Origin of the sequence: Sungkyunkwania multivorans (assembly GCF_042675645.1) — a bacterium.
Taxonomy (GTDB): Bacteria; Bacteroidota; Bacteroidia; order Flavobacteriales; family Flavobacteriaceae; genus Sungkyunkwania; species Sungkyunkwania multivorans.
Map to the genome: position 1 here is coordinate 1,207,684 of NZ_JBHTJH010000004.1, position 20,853 is coordinate 1,228,536.

11 protein-coding genes are annotated in these 20,853 nt (G+C 43.0%); 5 read left to right on the top strand and 6 right to left on the bottom strand.

Annotation, left to right across the window (positions count from 1 at the left end):
* Positions 1-277 precede the first annotated feature (277 nt).
* The 5 genes from ACFQ1M_RS08475 to ACFQ1M_RS08495 all read left to right on the top strand — a co-directional run bounded on the left by ACFQ1M_RS08475 (position 278) and on the right by ACFQ1M_RS08495 (position 14,090).
* A complete protein-coding gene (locus ACFQ1M_RS08475; RefSeq protein WP_386406786.1) occupies positions 278-3,661 on the top strand; it encodes a cellulase family glycosylhydrolase in 3,384 nt (1,127 codons plus the stop codon).
* Between the two features lie 194 nt (positions 3,662-3,855).
* Positions 3,856-5,736: a polysaccharide lyase gene (locus ACFQ1M_RS08480; protein WP_386406789.1), complete on the top strand. Its 1,881-nt coding sequence runs from the start codon at positions 3,856-3,858 to the stop codon at positions 5,734-5,736.
* A gap of 24 nt (positions 5,737-5,760) precedes the next feature.
* Entirely contained in the window at positions 5,761-9,828 is a 4,068-nt protein-coding gene (locus ACFQ1M_RS08485) for an Ig-like domain-containing protein (RefSeq protein ID WP_386406792.1), read from the top strand.
* A gap of 72 nt (positions 9,829-9,900) precedes the next feature.
* Positions 9,901-12,009, top strand: coding sequence for an Ig-like domain-containing protein (locus ACFQ1M_RS08490; RefSeq protein WP_386406795.1), 2,109 nt, complete (start codon positions 9,901-9,903; stop codon positions 12,007-12,009).
* Positions 12,010-12,227: 218 nt separating this feature from the next.
* Positions 12,228-14,090, top strand: coding sequence for an FG-GAP-like repeat-containing protein (locus ACFQ1M_RS08495; RefSeq protein WP_386406798.1), 1,863 nt, complete (start codon positions 12,228-12,230; stop codon positions 14,088-14,090).
* Positions 14,091-14,121: 31 nt separating this feature from the next.
* Here the strand turns inward: ACFQ1M_RS08495 and ACFQ1M_RS08500 are convergent, their stop codons facing one another.
* From ACFQ1M_RS08500 to ACFQ1M_RS08525, 6 genes are all read right to left on the bottom strand, one after another.
* On the bottom strand, positions 14,122-14,580 hold the full coding sequence (locus ACFQ1M_RS08500; protein ID WP_386406801.1) for a COG2426 family protein: 459 nt from the start codon (positions 14,578-14,580) through the stop codon (positions 14,122-14,124).
* A 200-nt stretch (positions 14,581-14,780) separates the two neighbouring features.
* Positions 14,781-15,869, bottom strand: a complete 1,089-nt coding sequence (locus ACFQ1M_RS08505) for an AMP-binding protein (RefSeq protein WP_386406804.1) — start codon at positions 15,867-15,869, stop codon at positions 14,781-14,783.
* A gap of 105 nt (positions 15,870-15,974) precedes the next feature.
* Entirely contained in the window at positions 15,975-16,928 is a 954-nt protein-coding gene (locus ACFQ1M_RS08510) for a CPBP family intramembrane glutamic endopeptidase (RefSeq protein WP_386406807.1), read from the bottom strand.
* A gap of 4 nt (positions 16,929-16,932) precedes the next feature.
* On the bottom strand, positions 16,933-17,970 hold the full coding sequence (menC, locus tag ACFQ1M_RS08515) for an o-succinylbenzoate synthase (RefSeq protein WP_386406810.1): 1,038 nt from the start codon (positions 17,968-17,970) through the stop codon (positions 16,933-16,935).
* A 58-nt stretch (positions 17,971-18,028) separates the two neighbouring features.
* Positions 18,029-18,706 carry a metal-dependent hydrolase gene (locus ACFQ1M_RS08520; protein WP_386406813.1) on the bottom strand — a complete coding sequence of 226 codons (678 nt, stop codon included), beginning with the start codon at positions 18,704-18,706 and terminating at the stop codon, positions 18,029-18,031.
* A gap of 103 nt (positions 18,707-18,809) precedes the next feature.
* Positions 18,810-20,741, bottom strand: coding sequence for a sensor histidine kinase (locus tag ACFQ1M_RS08525; protein ID WP_386406816.1), 1,932 nt, complete (start codon positions 20,739-20,741; stop codon positions 18,810-18,812).
* Positions 20,742-20,853: the final 112 nt, after the last annotated feature.

Below are 20,853 nucleotides of genomic sequence, written 5' to 3' on the forward strand. Positions count from 1 at the left end.
ACAACGCCTTACGTGAATGCAAACCAAATTTAACCGTATGGGATAACTACGACTTAGAAACTCCACTTATTTAAGACGTGAAAGAGCCGATCTTATATCGAAAGCTTAGACGTTGATCTTCACTTCTATAAAGAAGAAACTTACAAAAAATGAAATACAAAACATCGTTTTGTATGGATCACTTCGTATGTACAAAGTAACTGATCATTTTATTTGACGGTGACTTTAGTATATACGCAACTTAAACCGATTAACTATAACCAAACACTAAATCATTATGAAAACCTTTGGGTATTTTCTAAAAAAACGAACCCTTGGGCATCTCTTTGCCCTATTGTTCCTATCATCGCAAATCGTTGCACAGACGCCTGTAGAAAAACATGGAAGACTACGTGTAAATGGCAATAAAGTGGTAAATAAGGACAATGTACCAACCAGCTTGGCCGGTAACAGTCTCTTCTGGAGCAATGCTGGAGATACTTCTGATTTCTATAATAGCCAAACTGTTGCGCACTTAGCTTCCGATTGGAACAGTTCGATCATAAGAGTCGCTATGGGCGTCAAAGAATCCTGGGATGGAGGAACTGGCTACATCGATAGCCCAAATTTTCAAAAGACGAAGATCAGAAAGGTGATCGACGCTGCCATCGACCAAGGGATCTATGTCATCATCGACTGGCATACCCACGAAGCAGAACTATACCAAGATGAAGCCGTGGCCTTCTTTACCGAGATGGCCGAATTGTATGGCAGCTATGATAACGTCATTTACGAAGTATACAATGAACCAATTGGTCAGTCGTGGTCCCAAGTAAAATCATATGCCAATGCTGTTATAGCAGGTATTAGATCTAAAGACCCGGATAATTTGGTGATCGTTGGTTCGCCTACCTGGTCGCAAGATGTAGATGTCGCTTCTAACAGCCCCTTAAGTGATTCTAATACTGCCTATACTTTACATTTTTATGCTGGAACGCACAGAGATGGTTTACGCAACAAAGCCACGACCGCCATGAACAATGGCATTGCACTTTTCGTAACCGAGTGGGGCTCAGTGAACGCAAGCGGAAATGGGTCTTCGGATGTTGCCGAAACGAATACATGGATGGACTTCTTAAGAGACAATGACATCAGCCATGTTAACTGGGCCATTAGTGATAAAAACGAAGGGGCCTCTTCGGTAAGTAGTGGTGCTGGTGTAAGTGGCTTACAAAGCAATCAATTGACGAGTACAGGGAACCTGATCAAAGGCATCATTGAAAATTGGTCAGAATCTAGTACTGACCCTGGTCCGAGCGGCACCATCAACTGTAATACGGTGGACTGTATCTTGGATGCGATGCGAACTGCAAGTCCCGGAGATGAGATCATCGTAGCTTCAGGTACCTATACCGCACCGGATAAAGTGGTTGTTGGTGGTAAGGCCGCCCGCTTTTACTCTGATAAAAATGGAACCTCGTCAAATCCGATCACCATCAGAGCGGCCAATCCCTCTAGCCCACCCATCTTAAAAGGTCCAAGCGGCATTTATGACGGTTATGTGATGCGAATTCTTGGCGACCACTGGATCATCAAGAACTTAATTATGGAAGAAGGGTCTAAAGGACTCGTTTTTGACAACGCCAACAACGGGCTTATTGAGAATGTGACCGTAAGAAAGATCGGAGAAGAGGGCATTCACCTTAGAGATGGTTCTAGCAATAACTTGGTCAAGAATTGTAAGGTTCGAGACACAGGTATCAAAAAACCTGGTTTTGGGGAAGGTCTTTACGTAGGTTCAGATAAGAGTCAACATGATACCTATAATCGCGACTGTTTCGATAATACCTTCGATGGCTGCATCATTGGTCCTAATGTAGCGGCCGAAGGTGCCGATATCAAAGAAGGTAGTAGAAATACCATTATCCGAAACTGTACTTTTTCAGCTCAAGGAATCACCGGAGAAAATAGTGCAGATGCCTTTATCGATCTTAAGGGTGCTTATGGTTTCGTATATAACAACACCTTCAATCTTGACGGTTCTAACGTGATCAATGCTGGTGTGGATTTCCTAGATCGCGGAACTGGATATAATACTGGTTATAGAAATGCCATCTTCAACAACACCTTTAATCTAGGAAGTCGTGGTGGCGAGATACAAACAGCTCGTAAAAAGCAGGGAAGTCCTAGTGAGATCCACGTTTGGGACAATACAAGAAGTCCGAACACACCAGATTTTCCGATAAGTGACGGCACGCTGGGTTTTGTCACCCAATCCTGTCCAAGCTGGAACATCGTTCCATGTGGCGGTGGTGGAAACCAGGATCCAACGGTAAATATCACAAATCCTTCTAATGGTGCCACCTTTACGGCAGGTGCTAACATTACTATCAGAGCCAATGCTTCGGATAGTGATGGTTCTGTGACCAAAGTTGAATTCTTTAGGAATGGAAGCAAGGTCGGTGAAGATTCCTCATCTCCTTATCAATATACCTTGAACAATGTGCCTGCTGGCGCTTACACATATACTGCAAGAGCAACCGACAATGATGGAGCGAGTACTACGAGTGCTGGTGTTAGTGTTACTGTTGAAACAGCTACCAGTGGTTGTTCGGGAACTGGTGTTTCGATAGCGTCACGTATTCAAGCTGAAGATTTCTGTAATATGAATGGTATTCAGACACAAGGAACTTCAGATACTGGCGGCGGACTCAATGTTGGTTGGATACATACTGGAGATTATATGGATTACAGACTCAATATTCCCGAGACTGCAACTTATGAGGTATCTTATCGCGTTGCCAGTCTCTACAGCAGCGGGGAAGTCGATTTTAGAGTTGGTAGCAGTTCTAAGGGTAAAAAGGCCATTCCAAATACCGGAGGATGGCAAAATTGGACGACCATTACCACTGAAGTCGATCTCAACGCCGGGAATCAGACCGTTCGACTTTATGCCTCTGGACCACGATGGAATATTAATTGGTTTACTTTATCGAAAGTTGACGATAGTGGCCCAGTGGATCCCGTGGCCTGCGGTTTTGGAGCACCAACTTCTCAGAGTTTAGCCGCATTTGATGCCGCTTCCTTCAGCAATGTACATGTTCTAGGTTCGGGAGGTCCTGCTCTTGGCAACTTCAAGCGTTTTAGAATCAATTGGGACCCTACATACAACGGCTTATATCAATTTGCGATCAATACTAACAATGGCGTTCCAGATTATTATATAGATCTAAGGCCTTCTATGAGCTACAGCTTTAATACATCACAACCCGAAATGACACTCAGCGGTTCTGGATTGCCAGGTCTCGACGGAAGTTATTGGGTGACCAAGCACAATAATAATTTTGTCATGGTTGCAAAGAGTGGTGGCTATACGCTGTATTTCAGCAATTCGGGTACTCCACCAAATTGTTCTACGAGTCGTTCCTCTGTAGCTAGCAACAATATCGTTAGTGCGTTCCCTAATCCTATTGGAGGTGACGGAAATCTTACAATTTCTAATTCTACCGCCCGAGGAGGTATGAGCTTAGAGGTGGTGAGCATGCAAGGTGTAACCCTCTTTAGTCAGCAGTTTAGATCAACGACAGCAACAATAGATCTTTCTTTCTTAAAACCAGGAATATATACCGTTCTCGTAAGAGGCGAAGGTTTTTCAGAAACGAAGTTAATATCTAAGAAATAGTCATGATCAACTACCCATGAATTTGACTTGATTGATAGCTTTAGCTGCCTGCATCATTTGCGGGCAGCTATCACCTATCTAGTTTTCGGTTAATGAAGAAACAGATCAAGACACCTTCTAAAAACGATATTGCCCACCAACTAGATTCAACCCTTGTAGATTCGTTCATTAGTAATTAACCAAACCAATTAACCATGAAAACTTCTATTTTGAAGGCCGTCTTTGTCGGCTTATTACTCTATGCATTCACAAATGTACGGGCACAAAATTGCAACAGCATGCACTTGGTGCTCAGCGAGAATTTTAACAACCATTCCGGAAATGTCCAATATACGATAGCCAAAGCAAATCAGGATTTTGATGGTATTCAAGCGCGAACCGCAAGCGAGATTCGAGGTTTAGATGGAAATGGAAAAACTTGGCCTCACAAAACACGCATAATCAACAAAGAACTGCGTGCAGAATATCTGGCGAATTCTGCCAGCGGTAGGAAAGGTGGATTTCTTTTTGACAAATCTTTTGAGGATGCCGAAGAGGCTGTTTTAGAATATCGAGTGAAATTCGATAAAGATTTTGTCTGGGCTGCAGGAGGAAAGCTTCCGGGGCTAGGTGGTTCTTCTAAAACGAATCCGGGCGCCATCCCATCGGGCTGCACCCCAAATCAGGATAATCGAAAAAGTGGGTTTTCTTGTAGATTGATGTGGCGAACCAACAGAGCACATACTGCAAAACCAAAGTTGGTGGTCTACACCTATTTCCCCGATAACCTTAGCGGCTGTGGTGAGGATATTGACATTATTAGAGACATCAAAAAAGATCAATGGTATACCATTAGGCAATACATCAAATTGAACAGCCCTGGAAACAGAAATGGCATATTAAAAATGTGGGTGGATGGCAATCTGCTCGTGGACAAAAGCGATGTGCTGTATCGTTTATCTGGAAAGGGAAATGTGAAGATCAACTCTCTGATCATGAACACCTATCGCGGCGGCGGCGCAACTGACCCTGTGTGGTGGTCTCCTACCAAAGACTATACGTATTTCGATGACTTTAAGGTATGGGTAAATTGCCATGCCATCGGTTCTGGAAATTCGACTCCTTCGGTATCGTTTAACAACCCATCGGGCAATCTGACGGTACAACAAGGCTATGATCTCACTGTGACCGCACTGGCCTCGGATTCTGACGGATCGATCAGCAATCTAAAGTTGTATGTCGATAATAATTTGGTGCGACAAGAGAATTACGCACCGTACGAATGGGGGCACGACGGTTCTCCAAATCCTCAAGAGGTCAATGGGCTTTCGATAGGCACCCATACGTTTAGGGTGGTCGCAACCGACAATGACGGCGCAACGGCACAAGATACTTTCCAATTAACCGTGCAAGGGTCAGATAATGGAGGAGGTAACTCTTGTGACTTTGACACTCCCGCGTCATCAGGCATTCCTAGAATGGATAATATATCCTATTCCGAGGTACACGTTTTAGGACAAGGCGGTCCAGCCTTATCTAATTTTAAAAAGTTCTCTATCAATTGGAATCCTACCTATAACGGTTTGTACAAATTTGCCTTCAACACCAACAACGGTTCTCCAAATTGGTATGTCGATTTCTCAGACACTATGGACTTCCAACTGAAAAATACGAATCCAGAGATCACACTAAATAATACCGGCTTCAACGGATTGGATGGTTCCTATTGGGTCGCAAGAGATGGTGCCAACTTCGTCTGGGTCTCAAAAGACCGTGATTTCAGTTTGTATTTCAGTAATTCTTCGGCCGCTCCAAATTGTTCTGGTAGAACCAGTATCATTAGCGCTAATGATGATTCTCATTTGATCATTTATCCTAACCCTGTGAAGGATGTATTACTTGTATCAGGCCTATCTTCAACAATTTCTGAAATGCACATCTATGACCTGCGAGGAAAGGAAGTGCTACAAACAAAGAGGAATGCTACACAATCCAAAGAAAGCATCGATGTTCAAGGTTTAGAGGCAGGATTATATTTTATCAACATCATCACTACCGAAAACAACATTCTCAAATCAAAATTTATCAAAGAATAATTTAACCAATGACAGCCACTTATTATGAAAGCACAAAACAAACCACCGACGGTGACCTTGTTCGTCACGCTCCTATTTTCAGTCTGCCATCTCTTTGCAAATACCATCGAAGGATTAAGGGTAATAGATGAACTTGAAAATACAGATACCTATAATGATCCACCAACAGTCTCAATTACGAGCCCATCAGATAACGGCACCTATGCTGCAGGCCAGGATCTATCCGTAATGATCAATGCGAATGATAGTGATGGTAATATCACCAAACATCAGGTATATGTCAATGGTGATCTAGTAGATACCGATGGAAGCAACTATACCGATCACCCGCTACCTAATTTGAGTACAGGCGACTACACCATTAGAGTGGTTGTGACCGACAATGAAGGTAGCACAGGGCAAGACACCATATCGTTCTCTGTAACCTCTGGAAACGGCGGTGGGGATAATAATTGTGATATCTATGAAGAAAAGGACGGACTGGTTGTTATAGAAGGTGAAAATCTCTCAGCCCCAGGAAACTGGAATAAAAAGAATAGCATCTCTGGTTTTACAGGAGGCGGCTATTTGGAATGGACGGGACCAGATCATTTTAACGATCCTGGGAATGGGGTGATCACCACCAAGATCAGAATTAATTCTCCAGGAACCTACAGCTTTCAATGGAGATCAAAGGTGGGCGAAGGCGACAATCCTACCGAAGCAAACGACACCTGGTTGAAGTTTTCTGATGCCGATGATTTTTATGCACAAAAAGGAAGTGAGCGTATCTATCCAAAAGGGTCTGGGAAAACTCCAAATCCCGAAGGGGCAGGCGGCCAGGGTTATTTTAAAGTGTACTCCACGGGAACCACCAATTGGACCTGGGTCACCAAAACGAGTGATAATGATCCACACGATATCTTCGTGACGTTTAACAATCCTGGAATCTATACCATGCTGATATCGGGCCGTTCTAAACATCATATCCTAGACCGAATCACGCTGAATAAATCTAGTGTAAATGTCACTAACTTATCTCTGGAAGAGACCAAATGCGAGGAGGATGGCGGCAATAATGGCAGTGCTGGTCTTAGCGGAGAATTAAAAAAATGGCATAAGATCACTTTGACCTTTGACGGACCTAACACCTCCGAAACGGCCAATGACAACCCATTTTTGAACTATCGCTTGAATGTGACATTTACCCATCAAAGCGGTGCTCCATCCTACAAGATCCCTGGATACTATGCGGCAGATGGAAATGCTGCACAAACTTCTGCCAGCAGCGGTAATAAATGGCGCGTTCATTTTGCACCAGATAAAACTGGTGCATGGAATTACAAGGTTTCCTTTAGAAAAGGTACGAACGTCGCCGTAAATGATAACAACAATGCGGGTACCGTCGCAGGCTTTATGGATGGCGAAATGGGATCTTTCAGTATCGGAGCCTCAGATAAATCAGGCAGAGACTTCAGAGGAAAAGGCCGTTTGCAATATGTCGATGAACATTACTTACGTTTTGCAGAGACAGGCGATTATATGATAAAGCAAGGTCCAGATTCTCCCGAGAATCTCTTTGCCTACAATGATTTCGACAATACTCCGAACGCCGGCAACAGAAGAAAGACCTATCAACCGCATGTTGGCGATTGGAACTCAGGAGATCCGACTTGGAAAAATGGCAAAGGGAAAGGCCTTATCGGAGCTGTGAATTATATCGCAAGTGAAGGCTTGAATTCCATGTCTTTCTTAACCATGAACATCAATGGAGATGATAAAAATGTATATCCATATATTGCTTCCGATCAGCGCACTCGAATGGATGTATCTAAACTGGCGCAATGGGCCATTGTTGTAGAGCATATGCAGCAAAATGGCATCTTTTCACATTTCAAACTTCAAGAAACCGAAAATGAGACTCTTCTGGATAACGGGAATACGGGCACACAACGCAAACTATATTATCGCGAACTCATCGCTAGATTTGGTCATAATCTTGCACTTAATTGGAACTTAGGCGAAGAGAATGGTGGCGGACCGCAATCCTCCAATCAATCCGCTGCACAAGAAAGAGCAATGGCACAATATCTCTTTGACAATGACCCGTATCACCACCATATCGTTATCCATAATTATCCTAATGATTTTCCTGATGATTTAACGGGTGATCAATCAAAACTTACAGGGTTTTCACTGCAAACCAATAAAACAGATTTTAGCAATGTCTTCTCCAAGGTTAAAGAAGGAATCGATAAATCTAGAAATGCTGGTAGAAAATGGGCAATAGCCTGTGACGAACCTGGTGATGCGAGAAAAGCATTGCGCCCTGATAACGATGCTGGCAATTCCCATACAGACGGTAGAAAAAATGCGTTGTGGGGAACCCTCCTTGCCGGAGGATGGGGCAGCGAATGGTACTTTGGCTACGAACATGCCCATTCCGATCTTTCTCTACAAGATTTTAGAAGTCGCGACGAATGGTGGGACTATTGTCGTTACGCCATACGATTTTTTGATATCACCGACCTTCCATTGACACAAATGAGAAACAACAACGGACTATCATCCAATGCCAACGATTATTGCTATGCAAAACAAGGGGAGGTCTATGTGGTATATTTAAAGAATGGAGGAAACACCAATCTCAACTTAAATGGACAAAGTGGACAATATACGGTGAAATGGTATGACCCTCGTAATGGAGGAGATCTAAAGAATGGTTCGGTAACGACCGTCAATGGAGGTGGAAATCGATCGTTGGGAACGGCACCGAACAATGCAGGACAAGATTGGGTGATATTAGTGACCAAAAAGAGTTCTGGTGGTGGCAATGCCGCCCCTACCCTTTCATTTGCAGATCCTGCCGGAAATACCACAGTACAAGAGGGATATACCAGCTTCGAGGTGACGGTCAATGCCAATGACAGTGACGGCTCTGTGAGCAATGTGAAATTGTTCGTCGATGGAACGCTGGTCCGACAAGAGAATATTGTACCCTACGAATGGGGAATAGGAAACAATGCCAACGAACTGCTTGGACTTTCCGTTGGAAACCATACCATAAAGGCCGAAGCCACCGATGACGACGGTGCCACATCCGAAGCTACCTTCGTGCTCACCGTGGAGAGCGAGGTCTCCCCATCCGCTCCCGTGGTATCGTTCACGGCTCCCTCGGGGAATCTATCCGTGCAAGAAGGCTATGATCTGGAGGTCGTGGCAAACGTGACCGATGCCGATGGGACGATCAGCAATGTGAAACTGTTCATCGGCAATACGCTGGTAAGACAGGAGAACTTTGCGCCTTACGAATGGGGTCACGACGGTTCGCCAAACCCAGCAGAGGTGAATGGTCTTTCCGAAGGCACCTATACCTTCAAGGCCGTGGCCACCGACAATGATGGCAACACGGGCGAGAACTCCTTCGTACTGACGGTGAATGGCCAGAACAACGGGGGAGGCAATGACTGTGCATTTGGAGCGCCGACCGCTGAAGGACTGTCCTCTATCGATGCCACCTATGAGGACGTGCACGTCTTGGGTGGCAATGGCCCAAATTTCAACAACTTCAGAAAGTTCTCCATCAATTGGGATGCTGCCAACAATGGCCTGCACACCTTTGCATTCAATACCGATAACGGACAACCGGCATGGTACAACAATTATAGCGATTCGATGCAATTCCAGTTGAAGAATGCGAATCCCGAAGTGACCTTGAGCAATACCGCCTTTCCCGGGCTCGACGGGTCCTACTGGGCCGCCAGGGATGGCGACAACTTTGTGCTCGTGTCCAAAAATGGTGGTTTTACCATATACTTTAGCAATAGTCCCACTGCACCTAATTGTGCCTCTGGTCGGGTATCCAACTCGTTTACCCATCCTGTAAGCGTCTATCCAAACCCAGCAAAAGACATTTTGAAGATTTCAGATATTTCATCTCTCTCCAAAATTATCATTTATGATCAACATGGCAAGGAGGCCATCAACAAGGAAATAGATGAAAAAGATCTGGCCGATGTCCAAGTGGATGTTCACGCGCTTCAGCCTGGGATATATTTTATGAAAATATTGGCAGACGATACCGTTTATGAGGCCAAATTCATCAAGGAGTAAAGAACGCGGAATTCAATTAATAAAGATGAATGGAAACAATAATTATAAGTCTAACCTTAATAAATGACCAATATGAAAATCAACAAACTAACAGTAACCTGCATGATCATATTCTTTTTTACGGCGATATATGCAGAAGCGCAAGTTTTATGGTACGGAGATCCCGACAAGAGCATCAACGATGTCTTTAGACGATTCGATGGCGGGAACCCTGGAGACAATTGCAATAACCCGACCAGTACGCCTTCCTCAGCCACAACGGTCAATGATTCCGAATACGGTAAGGTATGGAGAATCCATAAGCCAAAAGGACGAAAAAGAGGCGAATTTGCAAGAACCAGTTACATCCCTAGTGATGGACAGACCCTTTATTATGGATGGCGGTGGAAGATCACTTCCAGTCCCTCGGTAAGTGGGGGAATCGCTGTCTGGCAATGGAAAACAGATGCAAAAAATCAGAATAACACACAGAACTATCCGCTAAATATGGGATATGGAAATGGGGTATTGACCCTTAGTGCATGGGGGCCCTATTATCCCACATGGAATTCGTATAATGGATCCATAAGCGATCGTAAAACCACTTTGTGGAGTAAAGCTATTCCTGAAGGAACATGGGTAAGCTTTGTCCTTAAAATAAGGCTATCACGCGATGAGGATATTGGCTATGTAGAGCTTTGGTACAATGGAGTGAAACAAACTTTGAGCAATTCCGATTTTAAAAACTACAAAGCCAAAATATCTTCTGATGGAAAAAGGGCATATCACAAAACCATGGATGGTGCAGAAATGTATCCCAAATGGGGGGCATATAATTCGAATGCGTGCAATTATAACACCTATACGTATTATGATGAAATGAGAATAGCAACAACCTTAGAGGCCGCAACTCCTTCATCGACCTCTTCATCCAATAACGCTCCAACTGTTTCCATCACCAGTCCTAATAAAAGCACCTATTTGAAAGGGGAAAGCGTTTCAGTGAACATTAACGCCAATGATAGTGACGGGAGCATTGTAAAACACGAAGTGTACATCAACAATACACTGGTGGATACAGATGGTAATACCTACACGCCATATATTATTCAAAATATGGCTGTGGGAAATTATAATGTAAAGGTGACGGTTACGGATAACGATGGTGCTAAGAAAAGCGCGACTAAATCATTTCAAGTAGTGGAAGAAAATGTTGACAATCCTCCTAATGTTTCCTTTAGCCAGCCTTCATCCAGCAACCTTACGCTGCAAGAAGGCTATGACCTCGAGGTAGTGGCAAATGCAACGGATACAGACGGAACGATAAGCAACGTTAAATTGTTCATCAATAATATACTGGTGCGGCAAGAGAACTACGCCCCGTATGAATGGGGTCACGACACCTCTCCAAATCCAGCAGAGTTAAATGGTCTTTCCGCAGGTACTTATACCTTCAAGGTCGTGGCGACCGACAATGGTGGAAATACCGGTCAGGATACCTTTACCCTTACGGTTTCGGGAAACGGCGGTGGAAGTAATAATTGTTCTTTCGGAACTCCTGTTGGCAGCGGTATCCCTACCATGGACAATGTCTCCTACTCCAATGTTCATATCTTGGGTAGCGGAGGGCCCAGCCTTGGTAACTTTAGAAAGTTTACTATCAATTGGGACCCCACTTATAATGGACTTTATAAGTTTGCATTCAACACCAACAACGGTTCACCTGGTTGGTATGTGAACTTTAGTGACACGATGAGCTACCAATTACAAAATGCCAGTCCAGAGATAACACTTAACAATACGGGCTTTAACGGTTTGGACGGTTCCTATTGGGTCGCTAGAGATACGAACAACTTTGTGTTGGTCTCCAAAGACAGAGACTTTACCCTGTATTTCAGCAATAGCAATACACCACCAACCTGCAACCAGGCTAAAAAGGATATTTCTACCAACGAGTTGAAAAGAATTATCGCATATCCCAATCCCACCACCGGTATATTTTATCTGGACGTACTGCCTAAATCTGTCCGTGGCTTTCAAATATTCGATAGGGATGGTAGATTGGTCCAGCAGGGAGTCGTAGAACCGCATACAGCAAAGGTTCCTATTGACCTAAAGGAATTGTCCGAGGGTATTTACTTTGTACATGTTCTTACGACGCATAGCAATGAGAAAGCAAAAATTAAAATAATAAAGGAATGATTCGCTAATGAAGCGAAAGCCTTCGCGCGTTTTCTGAACATCATTTCTATTATAAAACACTTCATAGGAAGCATCGGTAGGTAATGTAGCCATACTATCGATGCTTCTTTATTTCTGCTTTTCCTGTGAATTAGGACCTGAGTTTTTAATAATTAGACGGTTGATTTATAACACATAATCACTATTTTTATAATACTTTCAACCAACTGACCATTTTTATGAAAAAAATTACCTTTCTCTCCTTTCTTCTCCCCTATCTGTTAATGAGTCAAAATTTTGAAGAGGTCGCTATTGCGGCTGGTATCTCTCATGTATATGATCCTACTGGAACCATGGGTGGTGGAGCTACTTTCTTTGACTTTGACAATGACGGATGGGAGGATCTTTATGTCACTGGTGGTAACACTATGGATACATTATATCGAAACAATCAAGATGGTACTTTTACCGATGTTACCACATCGGCAGGTCTCACATCGACCCAAGACTTCTATACTGTCGGTGTCATAGCAGGAGATATTGATAACGACGGAGACCAAGACATTTTTATCAATACTTGGGGATTTTTCGGAAGTGAGCTTCAAAGAAATCTATTCTTTATCAACAATGGGGATGGCACTTTTTCTGAAAAAGGATTGGAAGCTGGTTTTATCAAAACTTCGTTCTCTATGACCGCCACCTTTATCGATTATAATTTGGATGGTTTTTTGGATGTCTATATCGGCAACTACGTTGAGAACCCAATGGATACCTATGATAATGAAGGAAACATCAATGGTTTTGCGCACGATTGCTTTCCTAATCTCATGTATAAGAATAATGGAGATGGTACCTTTACAGAAGTCTCGAGATTGTTAGGATTGGAGGATGTAGGATGTGCTTTGGCGGTTATGGCCACGGACTTTGACCAAGATGGTGATATGGATCTATACATTGCCAATGATTTTGGTGAATTTATAGTGCCCAACGCCATGTATAGAAATGATCATCCTGCAGAAACCTTTACAAACGTTTCTAGCAGCTGCGGGATGGATGTTGGGATCTACGGTATGGGAATCAGCAGTGCAGATCTAGATAAAGATGGAGATTTCGATTATTACGTCACCAATCTAGGTAGAAATGTGCTCCTAGAAAATGATGGAAATCAAAACTTTACCGATATCGCCACACAAGCTGGTGTAGAAAACACCTATGCTTTGGATGCCCCAGGGAATCTATTCACCACGGGATGGGGAACAGCGTTTTGCGATGTCAATAACGATTCTTGGCCCGACCTGCTGGTTTCTAACGGTACTGTACCTGCAGCGGCTTTCATTGCGACCGGCGATATCGACCCAAACAAATTATACATCAATAATACCGATAACACCTTTACCGATGCTAGCCAAAGTTGGGGAGTAGATACCCAAGAAACCTGTAGAGGAATGAGCTATTCAGATTATGATAGGGATGGAGATATCGATTTTTTTGCTGTTTCGCTTAATCCTTTTCCAACTTCTAGATCCGTGCTATACCGAAATTCACTCAATCCCTCCTCGGCCATGAACGCAAACCATTGGCTTCAAATAGCACTTGAGGGGACAACAGTGAATAGAGATGCAGTCGGAGCACGAGTCAAGGTAAGCTTGAACAATGGCGACATACTCATTCAAGAAATACATGGTGGGGGAAGTCATGCCGGACAACATTCTAGGATACTGCATTTTGGGATAGGCACACATAACGTTGATAAGGTCGAAGTGATTTGGCCGGGAGGAACAGTTGAAGATTTTGGGGCGTTCAGCACTGGCCAAAGAGTATCGTTGAAAGAAGGCGATTCGGTATTGTCCACGGCATCTATCGGCGAACATTCCATTCGTATTTTTCCAAATCCAAGTAATGAGGGTGTTATCTATATCAAAGGAAACACCATTTTTAAATCACTAGAAGTCTATGATATATTGGGGAATACTATAGATCGCTTCCTCTTGAAAAAAGATCCTGTAGAACAACTCGATCTTGGAGGGCTCCCTTCTGGCCTCTATTTCTTGAGTTTTACAGGAGATGGCCTTAGAAATACACAGAAAGTGGTCATTAACTAAAGTCGTTCGCAATCCCTTATAGAAAAGAATTTTAAGCTACACCGTTGATCGTTAGCAGCGAGGTTGCCCAGACGATGAGCGAAGAAAAGAATATACCGATAGCGTTTGCATAGAATGCCTTGCTTCTCTCAATGTTGAACAAATAGGTCGCAATGCTTCCAGCATAGACTCCCGTCCCAGGAAGAGGAATCATCACGAAGAGTATCAATCCCCAAAAACCGTATTTCTGGATTTTGGTACCAGATCCTGTTTTTGCTCGTCTTGCTACCCAGATCGCGGATTTTTTATAGGGATACCATTTTAATAGATACCCATTTATCCTATCCAAAAAGAACATCATTATCGGAAAGACCAATACGTTGGCCAAGAAGCCTAGTACGAAGACCCAATAGATGTTCACGCCATTGAACATCCCATAAGGAATACCTACCTTGGCTTCACCAAAGGGTGATAGACTCCATAATATTGTAACGATAATTTCTTTTAGCACTATTTCGTTCTAAGGATTGCAAATCTAATACAGAAATTTGTTTGCAGCGTTATTTTTAACAAGGACTTGGCATAAGATGTTGTGAATCACTCGAGTTTGTAGGTGAAAATAACTTGACCCATGGAAAACAGTCGAATATCGCTATATGATAAAGGCAAATAACAATGGTGAAAACATTTTGACACCTGAATAGCAATACTTTAAGCCATCACAGCCTTCAAGGTAGCCTTGCGTCGTATCTTACCATTGACGGTCTCTTCGAACTTTTCTTTGAAAAGAATCTCTTTAGGAGTTTCGTAGTCGTCCAAGGTTTCCAAGGTTTTGATCTTCTCAAGAAGTTTATCAATGTCTTTTTCTTTTCCTTCGATCACCAGCACCAAACGTTCTCCTAATTCTTCGTCCTTAGTACCGCAAACAAAGAAACGCTCGTGAATAATTGCTTGTAACTTATTTTCTATCTGCTCTGGAAAAAGTTTGTAGGCACCACTATTGACCACATTGTCTATTCTTCCCAACCACTCAAAAGAGGTGTCCGAGTATATCTTTACAAGATCATTAGTGATGATCCGATCAGCTCCGCGGTCTTTAGCGTCGATCACCAGGCATCCTCGATCATCTGAAGAGATCTCTACATTGGGCAGCGTTTTAAAGGTGTTCTTCTCTCCATCTTCCAACTCGAAGTGATTCAATCGTCGAGCTGCGACATGAGTGATGGTTTCGGTCATACCATAGGTCTCGAATACTTCGGTATCGACATCTTGCAACGCGGTCTTTAGATCATTGGAAACCGCTGCTCCACCAACGATCATTTTTTTAATACAGTTGATGCGGTCAAGGGAATTTCGAAGTTGTATAGGAACCATTGCGCAGAAGTCGTATTTCCTTTCTATCGCTTCCAGCGGATTTGAGGTTGGCGCTATCATATCGATCTCAAGTCCAAGGATCATAGCCCGCACCCACATCATCTTCCCTGCGATAAAGTTAGATGGCAGGCAATGCAACGCGCTATCACCTACCGAGACCTGAAAAAAATCACCTGTTGCGATCGCCGAATGAACCATGTGCTGCTTCTTAAGCCTTACCAATTTGGGTTTGCCCGTCGAACCCGAGGTATTTACGGAAATATAATCGTAATCATTGAGCCAATCGATCAAGAAATCCCCAACCGACCTTTCATAAGGATGCCCCTCCTTGATCAAGCTATAAGCTACTTCTTTTAGATCTTCGCGATCGAAATAGTGACCATTGAAACGGAATTTTAAATGGATGTTCTTATAGGTTGGTGTCATTTCTTAAGAAATATTAGTTAGCAGCACGCTGTTTTTACAAAAATAGGCAGAAAACTGATGTTTACCAGTTAATAGGTATCAAATAGACGATTCATCGATTCATGATCAATTACCCAACTCTTCCATTTCGGCAGCATGGCTGGTATCCACCACCTCGCCAAAAAGTCGTTCTTTCCAGTTGGTCCATTTATATTTTTTTGCAAACACAAATAATAGAATAGGATAGACGACCAATACTGGTATCAAAATGTCAAAGCCGGCGGCAGGATCTGAAAGGTCCTTGAAAATAGAATGCGTTTGGAAAGCGGTCCAGTCTGCTGTGACCAGCAAGGCGGAGATCAAATTATTGGCTGCGTGAAACCCAAGTGCCAATTCCAGTCCGTCATCCATCAGCGTTAAAATCCCTAAAAAAAGTCCGGTACCAATATAATAGACCATCGCAATGTCGCCGATCTTTTCTACTTCTGGATTGAAATAATGAAGGCCTCCGAAGATCACGGAAGTCATCAAAAGTGGAAACCACCTGTTCTTGGCCAATGTTCCAAAACCTTGCATCAAATACCCTCTAAAGAGATACTCCTCAAAACTGGTCTGCAGTGGAACAAAGATCACCGCTATCACTACCAAGATCAGAAATGGCACCAGTTTAAAATTCAGCAGATAGTTTTCGGGGGAGACGTAGTAATCGACCAAGGTGATGATAAGGGTCAAGGCTCCCCAAAGTCCAAAGGCGAACCACACGCGTTTCCAGTCGATCTTGGGTCTAGCGGTTGTAATAGACTTTCTGTTCTGGCCATGTACCGCTTTGAGCAAAAGGAATAAGGCCCCTAATGCAGCGGCAAACGGCAATAACAACAAGAACAAGTTAAGGTTAGGTTCTAATACAGAAAATAAGGCCGATTGATCGGTGCCTTGTGCCAAAATATCTGGACCCTCCTTAAAGATCAGGGCTACCATAAAAGGTACCTGCGCCAAGGTATGGATCAAAATGATCAATAAGGAAACGACTATATATCTCCAAAATTCGTGTCTGAATTTAAATGCTTGTGCTATAAACATATTATCAAATTAAATTAATGTTCCAATCAAGGTTTCGATTATATTTTAACGTACCGCGGGCCACTTCCAAAGGCGAGCTGATATTATTGGTGAACAATCCACCGGTCCCCAATCCCTGAGGCATATTATTCTTTAAAGTATAGGTCCATTGCGCGATGGCATTGAGACCTATATTGCTTTCCAAAGCCGAGGTGACCCACCAACCGATACCATTTTCTTCAGCCAAGTGTATCCATTCTTCCGAACCCGCATAGCCTCCGATCAAGCTTGGTTTTAGAATGATGTACTGCGGTCTTATCGTTTGTAGCATTTCTTGCTTTTCCGTTACACCAAATATCCCGATCAATTCTTCATCCAATGCAATAGGAATGGGCGTCTGCTGGCATAGCCTGGCCATTTCGGAATAGTTTCCTTGTTTTATGGGTTGCTCTATAGAATGAATGTGCAACTCGGCCAATCTTTTTAGTTTGTCCAGTGCTTCATCAAAGCCAAAGGCACCATTGGCGTCCACTCGGATTTCGATATCCTTTGATGAAAATTCTTCCCGTATCGATTTCAATAATTTGATTTCAGCATCAAAATCAATAGCCCCTATCTTCATTTTTATACAATTGAAGCCATCATGGATCTTCTGGCGGATCTGTTCCTTCATAAACATCTCATCACCCATCCAAACCAGTCCGTTAATAGGGATCTGGGCAACTCCCTTTGTAAATTCTGAAGGGAACAACAGAAATGGATCCTCACTCTTCAAGGACATCAACGCCTGTTCGAGACCAAATTGAATACTCGGAAATTCTCTTAGCTCGTGTCTTAATAAAAACGGATCCTGCATAATATGGTCACAGGTCCATTGCAGTCGTTCCTTATAATCTGAACGGTCATCTATGCTTAGACCTCGCAATACACCGCACTCCCCTATTCCGATCTTTCCCTTTTCTCTAAGCACTATGAACCAAGTTTCCTTTTGGGTAAGTATCCCGCGAGAGGTTCCGCTTGGTCGTTTAAAGTGAAGGACATACTTCTGGTAGCTTGCTTTCATAGGTAAGCCCGCTTGTAAGTTAGAAGACGCATATGATCAATGTTGATTCTTGTCAAATTCAAAGTTCGATGGTTTCCCCAATTTCTAGAAGCATTAGATCCAGACCAGCATCATAGAATGCTTTCTTTGCCGCATCGTGATCGATCTCAATATAACCGAAGGTATCAAAATGATAGCCTAGAACCTTATCGCAAGCTACGAAGTTGGCAGCATGAATGGCATCGGAGATTCCCATGGTAAAATTGTCGCCAATTGGTAAGACGGCAAGATCCAATTTGGTTTGCAAAGGAATAAGCTTCATATCTTGGGTAAGTGCGGTATCGCCAGCTATGTAAATATTCTTGCGCTCTCCTTCGATCACAAAGCCACCTGGCTGTCCGCCATAGCTACCATCGGGAAACGAGGAGGTATGAATAGCGTTCACATATTTCACTTTTCCAAAGGCAAATTCCCAGCTTCCTCCATGGTTCATAGGATGCACATTGAATCCCTTGGCCTCGTAATGCGAGGCGATCTCATAGTTGGAAATGATCGTCGCCCCTGTTCGCTTTGCGATAGATTCGGCATCAAGAATATGGTCTTGATGCGCGTGAGTAAGCAATATGAAATCCGCGGCTAATTCGTCGATATTGACATTGGATGCCTTTTGGTTTCCAGAGATGAAAGGGTCCACAATTACATCATGACCACCGATCACTAGACCTAGACATGCATGACCGTAGAATGTTATTTTCATTTGGTTCTAGTTTTGCTGAAGAGGCGATGCTACAGCAGGACCAACAAATCCTAGGTGCGGTCATTCTGTTAGACATGCTCTTGGTTGATTTAACTCGTTAAAGTTAACTAAATTCGAACCAAAATCGGGAGCCTTTCCCTGTATTTTCATAGTTGAGATTGGACTTGAGCTGATTGGCCAGTCGCTTCATTAGACGAAGGCCAATAGAAGATTTGTTCTTCTGTTCGATATCCTCGGAGATACCCACGCCATTGTCTGAATAGTCGAAATGATAGCCTTGTCCATTTTTTTGAAGATGAATTCGTATTTCGGGGGTGTTAATGCCTTCGAAGGCATATTTGTAAGAGTTTGAGACCAACTCGTTAAGGATCAACCCTAATGGGATAGCGGCGTCTACATCCAGTTCTACATTGTCTGCCTCTACCAATACTTTGACATCCTCCTTATCCAATTTGAAGACCGAACTGATACTGTTTACCAAAGAATCGATATACCCACTCATTTCGATGACAGAAAGGCCTTCGGTCTGATATAATTTTTGATGGATCAGGGCCATGGCCTTCACCCTGTTCTTTCCTTCTTGCAGGGCTGCCAGCGCCTCTTTGTTCTTGGTGTTCTTTGACTGAATGTTAAGCAAACTGGACACCATTTGGAGGTTGTTCTTCACCCTATGGTGAATCTCCTTCAATAAGGAGTCCTTTTCTATCAAAGCAGCTTCGATGATCTTCTTTTGATGCTCGATAAGTTGCTGGCTTTTTAGTTTTTTCACGTAGGCGTATGCCACAGCACCCAATCCAAGTAAGGAAAGGAATAGGATGACCATTCCGTAGTTTAGTTTTCGGTCGCGTTCCTTGATATCGTTCTGATACTTTAGGTTGGCCAACTCTTGTTTCTGTGCTTTGCTCTTTTCATTGTCTAGATCAGACTCGACCAAATATCCCATAAGTTCACGATAGCGTTTCTCTTCGAATATCGAATCTTTGGTCTTTATGTATTTGATGTAATGAAAAGAGGCGGAATCAGAAATACCTTTGGACAAATAATAATCGGCCATGAGGCGATCGAACTCAAAATTGGGAATACTGTATGCTTGGATACTGTCTAGATAAGACTTTGCCCTATCTAGATTTCGAAGTTTGATGTGACAGCGGGCGAGTTCTTTCCAGCTTACAAGTACATTGTCAATATTCAATCCGTTGTAGTAATTCTGGCTCGTCTTCACATCAAATTCAAGAAGGGGAACCGCCTCCTCGTAGCGTCCTTCTTTCATACGGGCTTCACCAATATTTCCTTTGATGAGTCCTTTAAGAAAGACCACTTCATCATAATCTGGCGCCGTCTCATCATTTTGGGTAAAGTAAAGATCCACATGAGTCAATGCGCGATTGAATTGATAAACGGCATTATAGATGAGTTTCTCACGGGTCATAAAAACTCCGATGTCATTGTAAAATTTGGCGCGGGCATGATGGTCGTCGTCCTTTATCTTATCCTTATACCTTAACATGTAGTCCGTTCTCGCCCGTTTGTGCTGTCCTAAGCTAGAATATATGTCGTAAAGGTAGATATCTTCCCCAAAGAGTTTCTTCTTCTGATTACGTATCCCCAATTGTTTTTCGAACAAACTTAACTCAGCATATCCTTTGTCTAACACCTCCAATATCATCGAAAGCTGAAATTTGTTGAGTCCAATTCTTTCATCGTACACCTCAGAGGCTAAGATCACACATTGATCAAAACTGTTCTGGTCTAGGTAAATTTGACTCAAGATCGCTTTATAAAGAAGTATGCCACGTTTGTCCTCCTTGGTTTTTGCCGCACTTAAATAGCCAGAAATTGCGCTCATCCAAACATCTGGTGCCGTGTCCTTGTAGCGATCGGTATTCTCAAAGAAGTAAACAAAGCGCTGTTCATCATCTTTCAGTTCATGAAACACTTTTAGGGCACTATCGTCCTTCCCATTGTCCGCAAATGTGGTTACAACGCAGGCGAATAGCATTAGAATGATCGAGGTCAAATTTTTAAAGCTGTTCATGCTGTTTTATCTAAGGCAATAATCGAGTGAATTTACTAAATATTATTCAACTAAGGATATGATTGACTCCATTTAACTTGTTGTCGTTTCGCCATGAATTACTGAGAATGAT

Excerpts from the sequence above, each read along its gene's own strand:
- ACFQ1M_RS08475 (WP_386406786.1), top strand. The coding sequence starts at position 278 with ATGAAAACCTTTGGGTATTTTCTAAAAAAACGAACCCTTGGGCATCTC.
- ACFQ1M_RS08480 (WP_386406789.1), top strand. The coding sequence starts at position 3,856 with ATGAAAACTTCTATTTTGAAGGCCGTCTTTGTCGGCTTATTACTCTAT.
- ACFQ1M_RS08485 (WP_386406792.1), top strand. The coding sequence starts at position 5,761 with ATGAAAGCACAAAACAAACCACCGACGGTGACCTTGTTCGTCACGCTC.
- ACFQ1M_RS08490 (WP_386406795.1), top strand. The coding sequence starts at position 9,901 with ATGAAAATCAACAAACTAACAGTAACCTGCATGATCATATTCTTTTTT.
- ACFQ1M_RS08495 (WP_386406798.1), top strand. The coding sequence starts at position 12,228 with ATGAAAAAAATTACCTTTCTCTCCTTTCTTCTCCCCTATCTGTTAATG.
- ACFQ1M_RS08505 (WP_386406804.1), bottom strand. The coding sequence starts at position 15,869 with ATGACACCAACCTATAAGAACATCCATTTAAAATTCCGTTTCAATGGT.
- ACFQ1M_RS08510 (WP_386406807.1), bottom strand. The coding sequence starts at position 16,928 with ATGTTTATAGCACAAGCATTTAAATTCAGACACGAATTTTGGAGATAT.
- menC (WP_386406810.1), bottom strand. The coding sequence starts at position 17,970 with ATGAAAGCAAGCTACCAGAAGTATGTCCTTCACTTTAAACGACCAAGC.
- ACFQ1M_RS08520 (WP_386406813.1), bottom strand. The coding sequence starts at position 18,706 with ATGAAAATAACATTCTACGGTCATGCATGTCTAGGTCTAGTGATCGGT.
- ACFQ1M_RS08525 (WP_386406816.1), bottom strand. The coding sequence starts at position 20,741 with ATGAACAGCTTTAAAAATTTGACCTCGATCATTCTAATGCTATTCGCC.